15 protein-coding genes and 1 tRNA gene are annotated in these 15,576 nt (G+C 68.4%); 7 read left to right on the top strand and 9 right to left on the bottom strand.

Going from position 1 to position 15,576, the window contains the following annotated elements; genetic code table 11:
• The first annotated feature begins 19 nt into the window (after positions 1–19).
• Complete coding sequence (locus R8G01_06260) at positions 20–2,194, top strand: hypothetical protein (GenBank protein MDW3213578.1); 2,175 nt, start codon at positions 20–22, stop codon at positions 2,192–2,194.
• 60 nt (positions 2,195–2,254) lie between these two features.
• On the opposite strand, the gene R8G01_06265 is transcribed toward R8G01_06260, so the two are convergent.
• A complete protein-coding gene (locus R8G01_06265) occupies positions 2,255–3,031 on the bottom strand; it encodes an IclR family transcriptional regulator (protein MDW3213579.1) in 777 nt (258 codons plus the stop codon).
• A gap of 148 nt (positions 3,032–3,179) precedes the next feature.
• Here R8G01_06265 and R8G01_06270 point away from each other — a divergent pair, with 148 nt between their 5' ends.
• Positions 3,180–3,587 carry an amidohydrolase family protein gene (locus R8G01_06270; protein ID MDW3213580.1) on the top strand — a complete coding sequence of 136 codons (408 nt, stop codon included), beginning with the start codon at positions 3,180–3,182 and terminating at the stop codon, positions 3,585–3,587.
• Between the two features lie 201 nt (positions 3,588–3,788).
• On the opposite strand, the gene R8G01_06275 is transcribed toward R8G01_06270, so the two are convergent.
• From R8G01_06275 to nadD, 4 genes are all read right to left on the bottom strand, one after another.
• A tRNA-Ala gene (locus R8G01_06275) sits at positions 3,789–3,861 on the bottom strand.
• Between the two features lie 492 nt (positions 3,862–4,353).
• Positions 4,354–4,734 (bottom strand): ribosome silencing factor, encoded by a 381-nt coding sequence (gene rsfS, locus R8G01_06280; protein MDW3213581.1) that lies wholly within the window; start codon positions 4,732–4,734, stop codon positions 4,354–4,356.
• A gap of 27 nt (positions 4,735–4,761) precedes the next feature.
• Complete coding sequence (locus R8G01_06285) at positions 4,762–6,078, bottom strand: hypothetical protein (protein MDW3213582.1); 1,317 nt, start codon at positions 6,076–6,078, stop codon at positions 4,762–4,764.
• On the bottom strand, positions 6,075–6,686 hold the full coding sequence (gene nadD, locus R8G01_06290; GenBank protein MDW3213583.1) for a nicotinate-nucleotide adenylyltransferase: 612 nt from the start codon (positions 6,684–6,686) through the stop codon (positions 6,075–6,077). Before nadD ends, R8G01_06285 begins: the two co-directional genes overlap by 4 nt.
• Before the next feature lie 284 nt (positions 6,687–6,970).
• Between nadD and R8G01_06295 the strand changes: the two genes are divergently transcribed.
• The 4 genes from R8G01_06295 to R8G01_06310 all read left to right on the top strand — a co-directional run bounded on the left by R8G01_06295 (position 6,971) and on the right by R8G01_06310 (position 10,557).
• Positions 6,971–7,798 (top strand): sigma-70 family RNA polymerase sigma factor, encoded by an 828-nt coding sequence (locus tag R8G01_06295; protein MDW3213584.1) that lies wholly within the window; start codon positions 6,971–6,973, stop codon positions 7,796–7,798.
• Between the two features lie 106 nt (positions 7,799–7,904).
• Entirely contained in the window at positions 7,905–9,257 is a 1,353-nt protein-coding gene (locus R8G01_06300) for a 3-deoxy-7-phosphoheptulonate synthase class II (protein ID MDW3213585.1), read from the top strand.
• Positions 9,258–9,265: 8 nt separating this feature from the next.
• Complete coding sequence (locus R8G01_06305) at positions 9,266–10,102, top strand: serine hydrolase domain-containing protein (protein ID MDW3213586.1); 837 nt, start codon at positions 9,266–9,268, stop codon at positions 10,100–10,102.
• Positions 10,102–10,557: a hypothetical protein gene (locus R8G01_06310; GenBank protein ID MDW3213587.1), complete on the top strand. Its 456-nt coding sequence runs from the start codon at positions 10,102–10,104 to the stop codon at positions 10,555–10,557. The genes R8G01_06305 and R8G01_06310 overlap by 1 nt, the downstream gene beginning before the upstream one ends.
• Positions 10,558–10,602: 45 nt before the next feature.
• On the opposite strand, the gene R8G01_06315 is transcribed toward R8G01_06310, so the two are convergent.
• Together R8G01_06315 and R8G01_06320 are read right to left on the bottom strand one after the other, a co-directional pair.
• Positions 10,603–11,805: an acetyl-CoA C-acetyltransferase gene (locus R8G01_06315; GenBank protein MDW3213588.1), complete on the bottom strand. Its 1,203-nt coding sequence runs from the start codon at positions 11,803–11,805 to the stop codon at positions 10,603–10,605.
• A gap of 101 nt (positions 11,806–11,906) precedes the next feature.
• Entirely contained in the window at positions 11,907–12,623 is a 717-nt protein-coding gene (locus R8G01_06320) for a PIG-L deacetylase family protein (GenBank protein ID MDW3213589.1), read from the bottom strand.
• Between the two features lie 40 nt (positions 12,624–12,663).
• Between R8G01_06320 and R8G01_06325 the strand changes: the two genes are divergently transcribed.
• Positions 12,664–13,131, top strand: coding sequence for a hypothetical protein (locus R8G01_06325; protein MDW3213590.1), 468 nt, complete (start codon positions 12,664–12,666; stop codon positions 13,129–13,131).
• 2 nt (positions 13,132–13,133) lie between these two features.
• On the opposite strand, the gene R8G01_06330 is transcribed toward R8G01_06325, so the two are convergent.
• Positions 13,134–14,930, bottom strand: a complete 1,797-nt coding sequence (locus tag R8G01_06330; protein ID MDW3213591.1) for a hypothetical protein — start codon at positions 14,928–14,930, stop codon at positions 13,134–13,136.
• The gene (locus R8G01_06335; GenBank protein MDW3213592.1) at positions 14,927–15,529 is read right to left on the bottom strand and encodes a thymidine kinase; all 603 of its coding nucleotides are present in this window, start codon (positions 15,527–15,529) and stop codon (positions 14,927–14,929) included. Before R8G01_06335 ends, R8G01_06330 begins: the two co-directional genes overlap by 4 nt.
• Positions 15,530–15,576 lie beyond the last annotated feature (47 nt).

Below are 15,576 nucleotides of genomic sequence, written 5' to 3' on the forward strand. Positions count from 1 at the left end.
ACCCCGCCATGGAGATGGAATGTTCGAACTCGTCGTAGACCACTCGGGAGCGCTGGGGACGGTTCGCTCGACCTGCCCATCGCCGGCCGAGGCCGGTTCGATCGCCAGCTGGGTCGTCTCGGTCGAGACCACACGGACGCTCGACACCGGAAGCCGACTGGCGTTCGCGCGCCGGTGGCCGAGCGACTGGGGCGCGCCACAGGCCGACGACCCGGAGGCCGCCGACTTCTTCACGGTCGAGACGCCGAGCGGTGTCCCCCTCCGGTGGTGGACGGAGGTCGTGTACCCGTGGCACCCGTTCGACCACGTCATCCACGTCGAGGCGCTGGCACCGATCGCTGCCGGCGAGCGGATCGAACTCCGGTTCGGCGACGACCGGCGGGGGTCGCCCGGGGCGAACATCCAGACGTTCATCGAGGAGGCATCGCCGCTCAGCGTCCGGGTGCGGCCCGGCCGGGACGACGACTGGGTCGAGATCGACCGGATCGAGGTCGCCGTCCAGGGAACCGCGGCCCACCTGCTCGTGGCGACCGCACCCAGCAAGGTCGAGCTCGGCGAACCGTTCGAGATCCACCTCCGGGTCGAAGACCGGTGGGGCAACCCCGCATCCGACGTCGATGCCGAGTTCGAGATCATCGGCGCCGACGCCACGGGCCGGGTGAGTTCGGGCGAGGGCAGCTTCGCCCGGATCGAAACCGTGCTGTACGACGCCGGTGTGCATCGCCTGACCGTCCGCCACGTCGACGGCACACTCTCGGCGACCACGAACCCGATCGACGTCGGCACGCACCACGAGACGCTCCTGTACTGGGGCGACATGCACGGGCAGTCGCTCGTCGGGTGCGGCGCACGCTCGGTCACGAACTACTTCCGGCATGCCCGGGACTTCGCCGGCTGCGACGTCGGCAGCCACCAGGCGAACTGCTACATGGTCACCACCGACGAGTGGGCCGAGACCGAGTCCGTCACGAGCCGGGCACACGAGCCCGGTCGCTTCGTTCCGCTCCTCGGCGTGGAGTGGTCGGCCCTCACCCCGCTCGGTGGCGACCGCAACATCTATTTCCCGGGCGACCGCGCACAGCTCCGACGCTGCAGCCACGAGTTCGTGAGCGACCTGTCGGATCTCGACACCGACCTTCCGCACGTCGACAACCTGCACGACCATTACCGCGACCGGGACGTGATCATCGCGTTGCACGTCGGCGGGCGCACCGCGAACCTCCGGTTCCACGATGCAGCGATCGAGCGGTTGATCGAAGTCCACTCGACCCACGCGACGTCCGAGTGGTTCATGCTCGACGCACTGGAGCGCGGCTACCGGATGGGCGTGGTCGCGGGGAGCGACGGCGTCGACGGCCGGCCGGGCGCCAGCCATCCCGGACACATGGCGGTCCGCAACGTGCGCGGTGGACTCACGGCGTTCGCGCTACCCGAACTCACGCGGGATGCGCTGTGGACGGGTATGTACGAGCGTCGGTGCTACGCCACGACCGGCGAGCGGATCCTGCTCGACTTCGACTGCGACGGACATCCCTACGGCACCGAGTACACGGCCGCGGGCGCACCGACGATCAGCTACCGGGTCGAAGGCACCAGTGCGCTCGACCAGGTCGAGATCTGGCGTGGCACGGAAAAGATCCACGACGTGGCGGTCGAACCCACCGACCCGACGCCCTCCGACGTCGTCCGGGTCTCGTGGCGAGGGACGACCTCACGCGGCAACTGGCGACAGGCCCGCATGGTCTGGGACGGGTCCGTGCGGCTCGACGGAGCACGGATCACCGAGGCCTCGGGCCACGCGTTCGACTCACCCGACGAGGGCCTGACCACCTGGTCCCCCACCGAGGCGCATTGGCGTTCGGTCACCGCCGGCGATTGGGACGGCATCACGCTCCGGCTCGACGACGTGCAGCCCGACGGCGGCCGACTCGAGTTCACGAGCGACCCCATGAGCTTCACCGCTCCCCTCGCCGGCCTCGACGAGCAGCCGATGATCGTCCGGGCCGACGACCCGGCACGCACCGTACGGGTGGAGCGCCTGCCGCTCGGATTGCCCGCGCCGACCGCCGTGGGCAGCTTCGTCGATCCCGACCCGCGGCCGGGATGCAATGCGTACTGGCTCCGAGTGCTCCAACACGATGGCGGCCAGGCATGGTCCAGCCCCGTGTTCGCCTCGTTCCCCGTCGACACCTGACCAGCCGGCCCCTGACCGGCCGGCCCCGTCGGCCGGCCGACCCAGGTCCGATCGCGGGCCTCAGTCGCTCAGGAAGTCACGGACGAGCTCGAGGCCGACACGTCGCATCTGCTTGACGACCGCCGGCACCTTGTCGATCGTCAGACGCAGCGCCGGTGCGCTCACGCTGATACCGCACGGGAAGGGCATGCCTTGGAGCGCGAGGGCGACACATCGACCGTCGTCCTGGTTCTCCAGTTCGTCGATCGCGTATCCCTGTTTGCGGACGACTTCGAGTTCGGCCAGGTAGGCGGCCGGATCGGTGATCGTGTGCTCGGTGAAGGGCTGCATGTCGATCGCGTCGAGCATCGCGAGCACACGATCGTTGGGGAGCTCGGCCGACATCGCCTTGCCCAGTGCCGTCGAATGGATTGGTGCGCGGTCGCCGACGCGCGCCGCGAGGCGCATCATCTGCGGGCTCTCGTACACCAGGCTGTGGACCACCATCGGGCCGTCGAGGGTGCCGAGATTCGTCGTTTCCCCCGTGTCGTCACGCAGCTGCCGGAGCGGGCCTTCGGCGTGCGACAGGAAGGCCTCGAACTGCCGGGTGTTCTGCGGTTGGAAGGCGAGGCCGATCCGATACAGGGCGGTCTCGTCGTCGCGCTCGACGTAGCGCCGGGCCTCGAGGGCCGACAGGTACCGGAAGGCCGAGCTCTTCGGCAGCGAGGTCACCGCGGCGACATCAGGGAGTGAAACACCCTCGCGCGACCGCTGCAACACGTCGAGGATGTCGCAGACGCGCTCGACCGCTCGGATCGGGTAGGCGGTCGCACGGTCGTTGGTGGTTGTCGCTGACACAATCGGCTTCCTAGCGTTGGTTCCGGTCGACGCCGCCGCAGGGCGGCGGAGAACATCTCTGGGGCGCCGTCCGGTCGATGCCGAACGACGTCGGAATTTTCCTCGCGTTCTCCATACTTCGGACCTCCGTCACGTTTCGCTCCTCGGAATGCGCACCGCAAAACCCGACCAGTTCATCGAGCGGTCGAGAAAACAGCATGCTGGCAGCCACATTAGAACCATCTCGTCCGACTGCCTGACATCCGACGAAATACGCCCGAAACAACACGCTCCACGTTCGACCCGCGACGCCCGGCGGTCGACGCTCGACGCAGCGTCGCTCCGCCGACGGATCTACCGCCCGGTTGACGACGTGGTCGGTGTCTGCACGACCGACTTCATCGGTGCCTGCAACCTGATGTGGGGCAGCGACTACCCCCACGGCAACTCGATCTTCCCGGACTCGCAACAGATCCTCGACGAACTCTTCGAGGGCAACGACGACGACCGTCGCCGCATCACCGTCGAGAACGCGATCGAACTCTACGACCTCCCGTTCACCAGCACAGCCGGCTGATCGAGCGGCCATCCGCCGCTCCGCCGATCGAGGTCGTCCGCGCCGAGACGGCGCAGACGGGTGAACACCGGATCCTGCACGTCGCTTGCACCGGGCCACACGCCCGCTCACCGGCGCGCCCGCTTCCCAGCGGCGGACGACGGCGCCCTCCCCTGCCCGGTGACGCGAAAAACCCCAGGCGCTCGGCCTGGGGTTTCGGGGTGGAGCTAAGGAGAATCGAACTCCTGACCTCCTCCATGCCATGGAGGCGCTCTACCAACTGAGCTATAGCCCCGAACTGCTCCGAGGAGACTATCGCGGGGACGGGGCAGCAACACCCTTTCCGTACGGTCTTGGCATGGACTCTTACACCTCGCCGGGGACACAGGGCACACGCAGCGAGGCAGCGATTGCATCCGCGCTCGTTCGGTCGGGTGCCGAGGTGTATCTGCCCGCCTTCGGCAACAACGGGAGGATCGACCTCATCTACGTACGAACGGGGGCTGCGGTCCGCGTCCAGTGCAAGTCAGCCTGTCGCATCGGCGACTCGCTCCGGTTCTGGACGTGCAGCAACACAGCGAACAACCCCGCACCGTATATCGGTGAGGTCGATGAGTTCGGTGTGTACTCACCCGATACCGGCGTCGTGTATGTCGTGCCGGCTGACGGGCTTCCCTCCAGAGCCTGCTTCTTGCGGCTCGCTCCGACTCGGAATGGGCAGCGCGTGGGCGTCAGGTGGGCCCGAGACTTCGAACTCGGCCCTCCGTAGGGCTCGAGGCACCGGTCGTCATCCCGTCGTGGGAACGTCGGTTCCCTCACTCCAGTCGACCTTCGGCACGTCGTTGTAGAGCCGTTCGATCTCGTAGAAGTCACGGATCTCCGACAGGAACACGTGCACGATCACGTCGCCGTAGTCGATCAGGACCCACTGGTGTTCGCGTGCGCCCTCGACCCGGATCGGTGATCGACCGGTTGCCTCGCGCACCTGCGCCTCGATCTCTTCGACGATCGCGTCGACGAGCCGCTTGTTCGACGCCGAGGCCACCACGAAGTACTCGGTGAGCGCCAGCACATCGCCGACGTGCAACACCATGATGTCCGCGGCCTTCATGCCGTCGGCGATCCGGGCCGCACGGATGGCCAGGTCGCGCGCCTCCTGGTCGATCATGCGCCGCCGCGCCGATCGGTCGTCGTCTCAGCCGTCGTCGGCGGTCGCATCATTCGATTCATCGTCCTCAGAGCCTGCCACGGTGGCGGGCGATTCACCACGGAGTTGTTCAAGGAAGCTGCGACCGAGCGTGACCTCGACGTCGATGCCGTCGATCCGAATCGTGGCGGGCACGACCTCGATCTCGCCGAACAGCGGCGCGTACACCTCTCGCACCGCGCCGGAGGTCTCGGGATCGGCGACGAGCACCTGCGTCACGTCTGGCACCTCGCCGCCCGCCAGGTCGGCCACCGAGACGATGTTGGCCTGGGCGAAGAACAGTCCGTCGATCGCGCGCTTCAACACGTCGGAGGAGTTCACCCCGAACCCGTCGAGATCGCTCTCGGAGAACGGCGACACGACACGGAACACCGGTGCGTCGAGCGGAGCCCCCAGTCGCCCCGGAGCGGCGGCACCGAACAGCATGACCATCTCCGCCCGGTCGTGCGCGACGACGGCATCGACCGAACCGAGGGCACCGACGAACGCGTCGACGAGCTGCGACTCGACGCGACCGGGATCGATCGGTCGAAAGCTCAGCGGCCGGTACTCGACCGCCGCGCCGAACAGGCGGTCGGAGAACTGATCGAGGTCGGTGGGGATCGGCACGTCCTGGTCGGAGGCGATCGGAGCCACCGAACCGACACCGGCGCCGACCCGATCTGCCACCGCCTCCCACACCGCAGCGCGCGCCGGTTCGAACGTCCAATCGGCCGCATCGGGATCGGTCGCCGTGATCGCCCTGGCGGCCGCAGCGGAACTCAGCGTCGTCTGCCCCGACGTCCACTGCTCATCGGACGACGCGTCACCGAACGACACCGGCAGGACGGCAGGCAGATCGCCCAGCGGAGCGACCAACTGAGCGAACCGTGGCGGGTCGACGATTTCGACCACGTCGAACGACAGACCGGTCAACCGCTCGGAGGCGGTGAGGAACTCCTGCACACCACCGACCTCGTACACCGCCGCCAGCGGCGAGAGCGTGTCGAACGTGCCCGACGCGGCGTCGGCCGTCGCTGCCAACCCCACGATGCTGCCACCGACCCCGTTCGGTTCGAGGATCCACACGGCAGCCGACGTGAGCCGCTCGTCGTCGTCGATCACACCGACCAGCGCCGTCGACGTGAACGGCAGTCGTTGCGAACGCCGCGCCTCGCGCTGTCCGTCGGCCTGCCTCCCCGCCGTCGAATCGCTGAGCGACCGCACGCCGGACACCCCGAGGACCGCGGCGGCACCGAGCCCGAACACGGCCGCGGCGAACGCCAACGCCGTGCTCCGGGTTCGGCGCTGCTTGACCGCGGTCATGAGACGGGATCCTCGCCGTAGAGACCTCGCTCGCGGATCACATCGAGCACATCGTCGGTCACCAGGTAGTCGAGCGGCCGACCGTCGACCCACCGAGACCGCAGATCGGTGCTCGACACCTCGAGACGTGGCACCTCGACACGGATCCAGTCGATCTCCGGGTCGAGTTCGACCGGCTCGCCGGGTCGATCGACGACCACGAGCCGGGAGCGTTCGACCACCTCGTCGGCACGGGTCCAGGTTCGGATGCCGGCCGCGGCGTCGTCGCCGAGCACGACGAACAGTTCGGCGCCCGGATAGTCGACGGCGAGCGTGGCGATCGTGTCGGCGGTGTACGAGTGTCCACCCGCCCTGATCTCGTGGTCGCCGGCCACGAGGCGTGGCACATCCGCCACCGCCGCTTCGACCATCGCCAACCGGTCGACGGCCGGGGTGATCTCACGGGTACCGAGCTTCTGCCACGGCTCGTTGTTGACCATCAGGATCACGCGGTCGAGGTCGAGCGCGTGCCCGACGTTGATCGCCGTGACGAGGTGGCCGACGTGCGGCGGGTCGAACGTGCCACCGAAGACCCCGATACGCAGGGGTTTCGCGGAGGCTTGCTGCACGATCGCCAGTGTAGGCCGCACGAGGGGCGTGCGATCGAACCTCCCGCTACCACCATGCTTGACAGCTTTGTTACAGTGGAAAGCCGGTCAAAGCCCGCACGGCCACGAGACGATTGAAATCTCGCCGGAACGGGAACACTTTGTTCGGACGATGCGTTCTTCTATGCATCGCACGAGCCATGTGGGCCCGTAAGTACTCCTAACCCCCCAAGATCCGAGTCTGTGTCATGAGACACGTCTGCGCTCGGAAGAATCCACCACGACGAACGGTTGTAACGAACATCATGAATGACTCCATCGGTCTGTACCTGAACGATATCGGCAAAGTCCCGCTTCTCACCGCCGAGGACGAGCGTGAACTCTCGCGCATCATCGAAACGGGTCGCGAGGCCGCCGAACTCCTCGAGAACGGCAAGCGCAGCGCCGACCTCAAGGCGAAGGTCGCCGCTGCGGCCGACGCCAAGGATCGCTTCATCCGAGCGAACCTCCGCTTGGTGGTGTCGATCGCGCGCCGCTACCCGCTGCCGCAGGGCATGGATCTGCTCGACCTCATCCAGGAGGGCAACCTCGGCCTCGAGCACGCCGTCGACAAGTTCGACTGGCGCCGCGGCTTCAAGTTCTCGACGTACGCGACGTTCTGGATCCGCCAGGCGATCGGTCGTGCGCTCGACCAGAAGGCCAGCCTCATCCGCATCCCGGGCGACCGCTCGGCGAGCCTCCGTGCCGCCCTGCGTCAGGCGTCCGGCGACGGCGAGACCCTCGACCAGACCAACGCCGAGCTGCACCGCCTCACCACGCCGGTCAGCCTCGACAAGACGGTCGGCGACGACGGCGACGCCACCCTCGGCGACCTGATGGCCAACGGTGACGGCACCCCCGAGGATCACGTCATGACGCTGGTCGACTCCGACCTGCTCGACGAGCTCCTCGGCACGCTCGACGCCCGTGCCCGGTACGCGGTCGAGGCTCGCTTCGGCCTGCTCGACGGCGAGCGCAAGAGCTTCCGTGAAGTCGGCGAGAGCCTCGGCGTGACCGCCGAAGCCGCCCGCCGCCTCGTCAGCCGGGCCGTGGCCGGGCTGCGCGACGACGCCGAACGCATCCTCGCCGTCTGATCACGAGTTGTGCCTGGAGGATCGCACAACTCGTGACTCGCGATGACGAACACCGGCCCGGAAACGGGCCGGTGTTCGCAATTCTCCCCCCGATAGGCTGCGAGCCATGGCGAAGGACTGGTCCCCCGATTCATGGCGTGACCGCCCGATCAAGCAGCAGCCGGCCTGGCCGGACCCCGCTGACCTCGATCGGGCACTGAAGCAGATCTCGTCCTATCCGCCGCTGGTGTTCGCCGGCGAGGCACGCTCGCTCCAGTCCGGGCTTGCCAAGGTGGCGGCGGGCAACGCCTTCCTGCTCCAGGCCGGCGACTGCGCCGAGAGCTTCGAAGACTTCTCCGCCGACAACATTCGCGAGAAGCTGCGCGTGATCCTCCAGATGGCGATCGTGCTGACCTACTCCATGGGCGTGCCCGTCGTGAAGGTCGGTCGGATGGCCGGTCAGTTCGCCAAGCCGCGCTCCGCTGATTTCGAGCGGATCGGCGACGACGAGATCCCGTCGTTCCGCGGGCACATCGTCAATGCCGAGGGGCCGACCGCCGCCGCTCGCGTCCCCACGCCGGAGCGCCTCGTGCAGGCCTACCACCAATCGGCATCCACGCTGAACCTCGTTCGGGCGTTCACCAAGGGCGGCTTCGCTGCGCTCGATCGTGTCCACGCCTGGAACCAGGAGTTCGTCGCATCGAGCCCGGCCGGCCAGCGCTACGAACAGCTCGCGAGTGAGATCGACCGGGCGCTGCGTTTCATGCGGGCGACCGGCATGGAGACCGACACCAACGCCAACCTGCGCGAGGTCGACGTCTACACCAGCCACGAGGCACTGTTGCTCTCGTACGAAGAAGCGCTCACACGTCGCGACTCCACGACCGGCGCCTGGTACGACTGCTCGGCGCACATGCTGTGGATCGGCGAGCGCACCCGTGAACTCGACGGTGCCCACCTCGAGTTCCTCCGCGGTGTCGGCAACCCCATCGGCTGCAAGGTCGGGCCGAGCATGACCGGCGACGAGCTGATCCAGCTCTGCGAGCTCGCCAACCCGGCGCGCATCCCGGGACGACTCACGTTGATCAGCCGGATGGGCGCCGACAAGATCGAAGAGGGCATCCGCCCGCTCCTGCGAGCCGTCAAGGACAGCGGCCACCCGGTGGTGTGGGCCTGCGACCCGATGCACGGCAACACCTACACCAGCGAGAACGGTCGCAAGACCCGCGACTTCGAGTCGATCATCGCCGAGATCGAAGGCTTCGTGCGAGCCCACCGCGCCGAAGGCACCTGGCCCGGCGGCATCCACGTCGAACTCACCGGCGAAGACGTCACCGAGTGCATCGGCGGTGCCGACCGACTGATCGACGCCGATCTCGGCAACCGGTACGAGACGGTGTGCGACCCACGCCTCAACGGTCGCCAATCGCTCGAGCTGGCGTTCCGCACGGCCGAGCTCATCCGCAACCTGCAGGGCTGATCCGGCCGATGTCGGCGCTGCATCAGGTGGTCGACTGGCCGGTCGACCACGTCGCAGCGGCGATCATCACCGACTCCGGGGTCGACCACGTCGGCGAACTCGACCGTCGCTACGAGCTGGCGTCGCTCTCCAAGCCGATCACTGCATGGGCGATCATGGTGGCGGTCGAAGAGGGCGTGATCGACCTCGATCGGCCGCTCCGTCACGTCGATGCCCCCGCCGGCGCCACCATGCGGCACCTGCTCAGCCACGCCGCAGGGTTCGGCTTCGACGGCGACCAACCGATCGCCGAGATCGAGCGCACCCGCACCTATTCAAACACCGGGATCGAGCGTGCCGCCGACGAACTGGCCGCCGAGTCGACGCTGCCGTTCGAGGTCTACCTCGACGAAGCCGTCCTCGCTTCCCTCGGGATGACGTCGACCACCCTCGACGGCTCACCTGCGCACGGCATCACCAGCACGCTCACCGACACGATCGCGTTCGCATCCGAATTGCGACGCCCGACGCTGCTCGCGAGGACGACGGTCGACGAGATGATTCGACCGCAGTATCCGACTCTCGGAGGTATCGTTCCGGGCGTGGGCCGATTCGATCGTTGCCCCTGGGGACTGGGGGTCGAGCTGCACGGCGACAAGTCGCCGCACTGGATGGGGCGCGCCAACTCGGCGGCCACGTTCGGTCACTTCGGCGGGGCCGGCACGATGATGTGGGTCGACCCGCTGGCCGACGTCGCCGTCGTCGCGCTGACCGACCGCCGGTTCGAGCAGTGGAGCGACCAAGCCCTGCAGCTCTGGCCGGAGTTCTCCGATGCAGCTCTCGCCGAGGCACGGAGCGCCGCCTGATGTTCCAGCCCGGCGATCGTGTGCGTTGGGCCTCGATCGGCGACGACGGCTTCCCGATCGTGCGGTACGGATTCGTGCGCGGCGCCAACGGCGACCGCCGGCGCGTCGCTGTCATGCTCGACGGTGACCTCAAGGGCGACACGGTCGTCGACCTCGACCAACTCGAAGCGGTGACGATCACCAACATCGAACTCCACCTGAGCGGCACCGACCTGCTCGACGACGCATCGCTGCGGCAGGGCATCGTCAACCTCTGGACCGCCGAGGCCGATCAGGCCGGACTCGAAGTCCGCAGTCTCGAGTATCTCGGCCACAAGGGATGGGGATCATCCGACGACGGCTGCGCCCTCGCCGAACTCCGCGCCGGGGGCGCCCAGTACATCCTGCGTGCGATTCCCCGCACCGACGACTCGATCTGCGTCAAGGCCGACCTCCCCCTCCCCGGCGAAACCTGACCAGCCGCCGGGCGGTCCGGACCGCCAGCCAGGGCGGAAACCGGCTCAGCTGAGGCGTTCGATGATCATGGCCATGCCTTGCCCGCCACCGACACACATCGTCTCGATGCCGTACTGCTTGTCGGCGGCCTGCAGACCGTGGATCAGGGTCGTCATGATGCGGGCGCCGGTCATGCCGAACGGGTGACCGAGGGCGATCGATCCGCCGTTGACGTTCAGCTTGTCCATCGGGATGTCGAGGTGCTTGGCCGACGGGATCACCTGGGCGGCGAACGCTTCGTTGATCTCGACGAGATCGATGTCGGCCATCGTCATACCGGCGCGGGCGAGCGCCTGACGCACGGCTTCGATCGGGCCCAGCCCCATGATCTCAGGGTTCAGACCGGTGACGCCCGACGACACGATGCGGGCCAGCGGCGTGATGCCGAGCTGGCGGGCCTTGGTGTCGCTCATGACCATCACGGACGCCGCACCGTCGTTGAGCGGGCAGGCGTTGCCGGCGGTGACGGAACCGTCGGGGCGGAACACCGGCTTGAGTCCGGCCAGCGCCTCGGCCGTGGTGCCGGCGCGGGGGCCGTCGTCCTTCGACACGACGGTGCCGTCGGGCAGCGTGAGCGGAGAGATCTCGTGCTCCCAGAAGCCGTTCTCCTGGTTGGCGACAGCGAGCTGCTGACTGCGAGCGGCGAACTCGTCCATCTCCTCGCGGCTGACGTTCTCGTACTGCACGACGTTCTCGGCGGTCTGGCCCATCGCGATGTACATGTCGGGCAACCCCTCGGCCGGGGCCCAGGTGGGCGCGCCACCCTGCGAACGCTCGGCGGTGCGGGCGCCGGCCTCGGCGAAGATCGAGTTGGGAGCGGTGTCGGCGGCACCGTTGCCATAGCGGCTGACCGCCTCGACCCCGGCGGCGATGAAGCAGTCGCCCTCCCCCGCCTTGATGGCGTGCGCCGCCATGCGGATCGTCTGGAGGCTCGACGAGCAGTACCGGTTGACGGTGACGCCGGGGACGTCGTCGAGACCGGCGAGCAGTGCTGCGGCGCGGCCGATGTTGAACCCGGCCTCGCCCGCAGGCTGACCCGAACCCATGATGACGTCTTCGATGTCGTCGGCGCCGACCTGCGGCACCATCTCCATCAACGACCGGAGGTTCTGCGCCGCCATGTCGTCGGGGCGCAGGTCGACGAGCGAGCCCTTGACGGCCCGACCGATCGGGCTCCGGGTGGCGGCAACGATCACAGCTTCAGTCATGACCCCATCGTAGTTACCCATCGGTAGGAACGTCCGAATCGAGTCCGCGTTGCTCGCGATGCACCGACCGGTTGGCCGTCCGACCGGAGCGACAGGACGGATCAGCGCGAGTCGGCGACGAAGAAGCGCTCGGCGGAGCGCCCCTCGGCGAGACCGCCCTGACGCCCGAGTTCGAGGTACCACTCCCTGACACGCTGCTCCATGCCGGCGGGGTCGCGGTGCTGACTCTCGTGGCATCGCAGCGCGCGGATCTTCCGGTCGAGCTGATCGGTGATGTCGACGGTCTCGTCGGCGTCGACACTCAGCATGATCCAGATCTCGTCGACCGCCCACGGCTCGAGCCCCTCCTGGAGGAGTTCCGGGAAGGCGAACGGGTTACGGGCATCGGGATACACCGCCGCCCACACACCCTGACCGGTCGCGACGTGATCGGCGTGACTGCCGTACACCGAGCCGACGTCGATCACCGGCGACTGGGTGATCACCACCTGGGGACGAACCTGACGGATCACGCGTGAGAGCTGGCGTCGCAGGTCGAGACCGAACTCGACAGCGCCGTCCATGATCCCGAGGAAGACCAGATCGACGACGCCGACCTCGGCCGCCGCCCTGGTCTGCTCCTCACGACGGATTTCGGCCATGCGTGGCCGAGCGATCGTCTGGTCGAATCCGCCTGCCTGGCCATCGGTCACCAGGCAGTACGTGACCCCAACGCCCGCGTCGGTGAGGTTGGCGACCGTACCGGCCGCCCCGAAGTCGACGTCGTCGGGATGGGCGGTGACGACGAGGGCTCGTTCGATGTCGGAAGGCTGCAACACGAACCGCAGGCTACGTGCGATCGCCTGGTAGACACACGACGTGAGCGACCTCGAACGAGTGCGGTGGGCGAGGACACTCGCCCTGGCCGGCTGGTTGTTCGTGCTCGCCTACGTCGGGTTCATCATGTGGCAGGTGCGGCTCGCGTTCCGGATCTCCGAGGGCAGCTTCGAGGACGGCCTCTGGTGGCAGCGCATCGAGCAGATCTCGTTCCTCTCGCTCCCCCAGAACCTGGTGGTGCTCGCGCTCGCTGCGGCGTGCGCTGCGGTGGGGACGGTCCTCGTCCGCAGCCTCGTCGACCATTCCGTCGTCAATCTCTCGCAGCTCACGCGGATCGTCGCCGGCATCGCGTCGGTCGTGATCCTCATCGCCGTGCTCGGCATCGTCGGCATCTTCTTCCGCAACGCGGACAGCGTCGGCGACCTCGCCGCGTTCGTGCTCCGACTCGGCGGTATCGCGATGGCCATCGCGATCATCCGGATCTGTCTCGAAGCGGAACGGACCGCCTGAGATCAGCCCGGATCGACCCGCTGGGACCGACGATGTTCGCCCAGCGTTCGCTCGAGCGTCCGCATCGCCCCGAAGCCGATCACCCCGCCTGCCGTGATCAAGGCGCCCTGGATCACCGACAGCGTGGCGTACAGGCCGAGCTGCGCCGCCGCCCGGGCGAACAGGAAGTTGAGCACGACCCCCGCCAGGTACGTGAGCGTGATGCACAACGACCAACGGCTGAAGCCCGACAGATCGCCGCCGAGTCGGGCCGACAGCGCCATCAGCATCTGGTTGACCAGGATCAGGGCGAAGAACGCGACGGTCAGCGCGACGACGACCAGCCAGTACCCGAGCCGGCCACCGACCAGGGCGCCGGCGACGAGCAACACCGGTGTCGGCGCGAAGGCGATCGCGAACGTGCCGGGGTTCGGCGAGTGCACGGTGATGCGCCGGGCATTGATCGCGGCGAGGACCGCCCAGATCCCGTGGGCGACGATCGCGGCGACGTAGGCGATGCCGACCACGGTGCCGACGAGTTCGACCAGGTCGGCGTCGTCGCCGCTCAGCGCCAGGTCGTCGCCGAGGAACACCGGCAGGTCGGAGTAGTCGAACGCGAGCTTCGCGACCACGAGACCGAAGCCGACGAGGCCGACACCCCATGCCACGTGCAACCCGGCCACGGCCGCGCTGAGGGCGCGGGTACCGATCAGTGGTCGCCGCTGCGCCGGGGTGAACGTCGCACCTGATGCGGGTCCGGCGACCCCCGCCTGGAACCATTCCGGTTGCGGTGTCTCGTCGCCACGCCGCCGCGCCTCGAGCCGTCCGAGCCGCTCGAAGACCACCTCGCTGCCGCGCTGGGCGAGCCGGGCGAACACCAGAGCGTTCACCGCCAGCGCCGCCGCCGCACCGAACGCGACGTTCGACGTCAGCCGCGCCACCTCCCAATCGGAACCGCCGGCGGGCCACCCGGTCAGCCGCCACCAGACCAGCCCGATCGCGATCACGTCGATCGGGAACGCCAGCACCCAGACGATCGGAGGCCTGCGGGACAGGCCGCGAAACACACCCTGCAACCGGCCGTATGCGACCGCCATGACGATCACCCACCCGACGGCGGCGACGCCCGGCAACGGGTCGAGGTCGCCGTCGACCTCGATGCGCAGGTAGGTCAGGCAGGACACTCCGACCCACGCCACGACGGCGAGCCAGCTCCACACCATCGAACGGGGCGTGGCGGTGCGGGTGCGGAGGCGCCGCGCGTTGGCGGCCAGCTGGGCGCACCAGAAGGTCAGGCCGGCGACACCCACGGCGGCGAAGACCGCGGCCGACCACACGGTCGGCCAGAAACCTTCGGCGCGCTCGGTGCCGCCGACGCCGATCGCCCGGCGGGCGGCGATACCGATGACGAGCGCCGCCACGGCGAGCAGGACCCGCCCGACGAGGAGCGCGACGGTGGCATCACCAAGTGGGATCAGCTCGGGTCGCACGAACTCGGTCACCGGGTCGGCGCCGGGCACCGTCGATGATCCCGAGAAACGTGCCCCTGATCGTGCTGACGGTCGTGCCGGCGATGGGGCCGACGGCAGACCCAGGTCGAGCGGCTTGCGCGGTGCGGTCGGGACGTGACGCGTGGCGACCCGGTCGGCCGGCAGCATCCCCGCCCGTTCGGGTTCATCGGCCGCGGCGGCGGGCTGATCCGGCTCCGTCGCCGCCGGAACCGGCGGAACCGCCGGGAGCGTCGGGCCCGTCGGCACGGGGAGCGACGGCGCCGCCGGGAGTCGTGGCTCCGTGTCGTCGTCGCCCTCGTCCACCGTCAACCCCCGAGCTCTCCCAGGTTGTAGTGCCGGCGACACAGCAGCTCGTACCTCACGATGTCACCGAACATCTTCTGCGCGCCCGGGTCGGCCGTGTCGCCGACGACGACCGTCTCGCCCTCGAACACGACGAGGTCATTCACCACACGGGCGTTGTGCGTGGCATGCGCGCCGCACCAGCACCGCGCCTCGACCTGCAGGGGCACCCGCTCGTCGGCGATCTCGAGCAGGCGTTTCGTGCCGTCGAAGAGCAGGCCCCGGAAGTCGGTGATCAGCCCGAACGCGTAGACGTCGACCTCCATGTCGTCGACGACACGGGCGAGCTGATCGCACTGTTCGACCGTGTAGAACTGCGCCTCGTCGCACACGAGATAGTGCAGCGGCCAGTGTTCGACCGCGAGCTTGTGGATGTCGAGGTCGGCGTCGACCTGGATCGCCGGGGCGGCGACCCCGAGCCGGCTGGTGACCTGCATGCCCTCTCGGTCGAGCCGGGTCAGCAGGAGTCCGTAGAGATGGCGGGTGGACAGGTTGTGGTGGATCTGGAGAGCGAGGGTGCTCTTGCCGGAACCCATCGTGCCGAAGCTGAATCGGAGTGTCGCCATGTCGGAGTGCGACCCTACCCGCGCGGCACCTGGGCGACCGCGGACGT

This window comes from Ilumatobacteraceae bacterium, from assembly GCA_033344875.1.
Classification (GTDB): Bacteria; Actinomycetota; Acidimicrobiia; order Acidimicrobiales; family Ilumatobacteraceae; genus Ilumatobacter.

Bases quoted from the DNA above. Each gene is read 5' to 3' on its own strand.
- R8G01_06260 (MDW3213578.1), top strand. From the start codon at position 20: ATGTTCGAACTCGTCGTAGACCACTCGGGAGCGCTGGGGACGGTTCGC.
- R8G01_06270 (MDW3213580.1), top strand. From the start codon at position 3,180: ATGCGCACCGCAAAACCCGACCAGTTCATCGAGCGGTCGAGAAAACAG.
- rsfS (MDW3213581.1), bottom strand. From the start codon at position 4,734: ATGATCGACCAGGAGGCGCGCGACCTGGCCATCCGTGCGGCCCGGATC.
- R8G01_06285 (MDW3213582.1), bottom strand. From the start codon at position 6,078: ATGACCGCGGTCAAGCAGCGCCGAACCCGGAGCACGGCGTTGGCGTTC.
- R8G01_06295 (MDW3213584.1), top strand. From the start codon at position 6,971: ATGAATGACTCCATCGGTCTGTACCTGAACGATATCGGCAAAGTCCCG.
- R8G01_06300 (MDW3213585.1), top strand. From the start codon at position 7,905: ATGGCGAAGGACTGGTCCCCCGATTCATGGCGTGACCGCCCGATCAAG.
- R8G01_06305 (MDW3213586.1), top strand. From the start codon at position 9,266: ATGTCGGCGCTGCATCAGGTGGTCGACTGGCCGGTCGACCACGTCGCA.
- R8G01_06310 (MDW3213587.1), top strand. From the start codon at position 10,102: ATGTTCCAGCCCGGCGATCGTGTGCGTTGGGCCTCGATCGGCGACGAC.
- R8G01_06315 (MDW3213588.1), bottom strand. From the start codon at position 11,805: ATGACTGAAGCTGTGATCGTTGCCGCCACCCGGAGCCCGATCGGTCGG.
- R8G01_06335 (MDW3213592.1), bottom strand. From the start codon at position 15,529: ATGGCGACACTCCGATTCAGCTTCGGCACGATGGGTTCCGGCAAGAGC.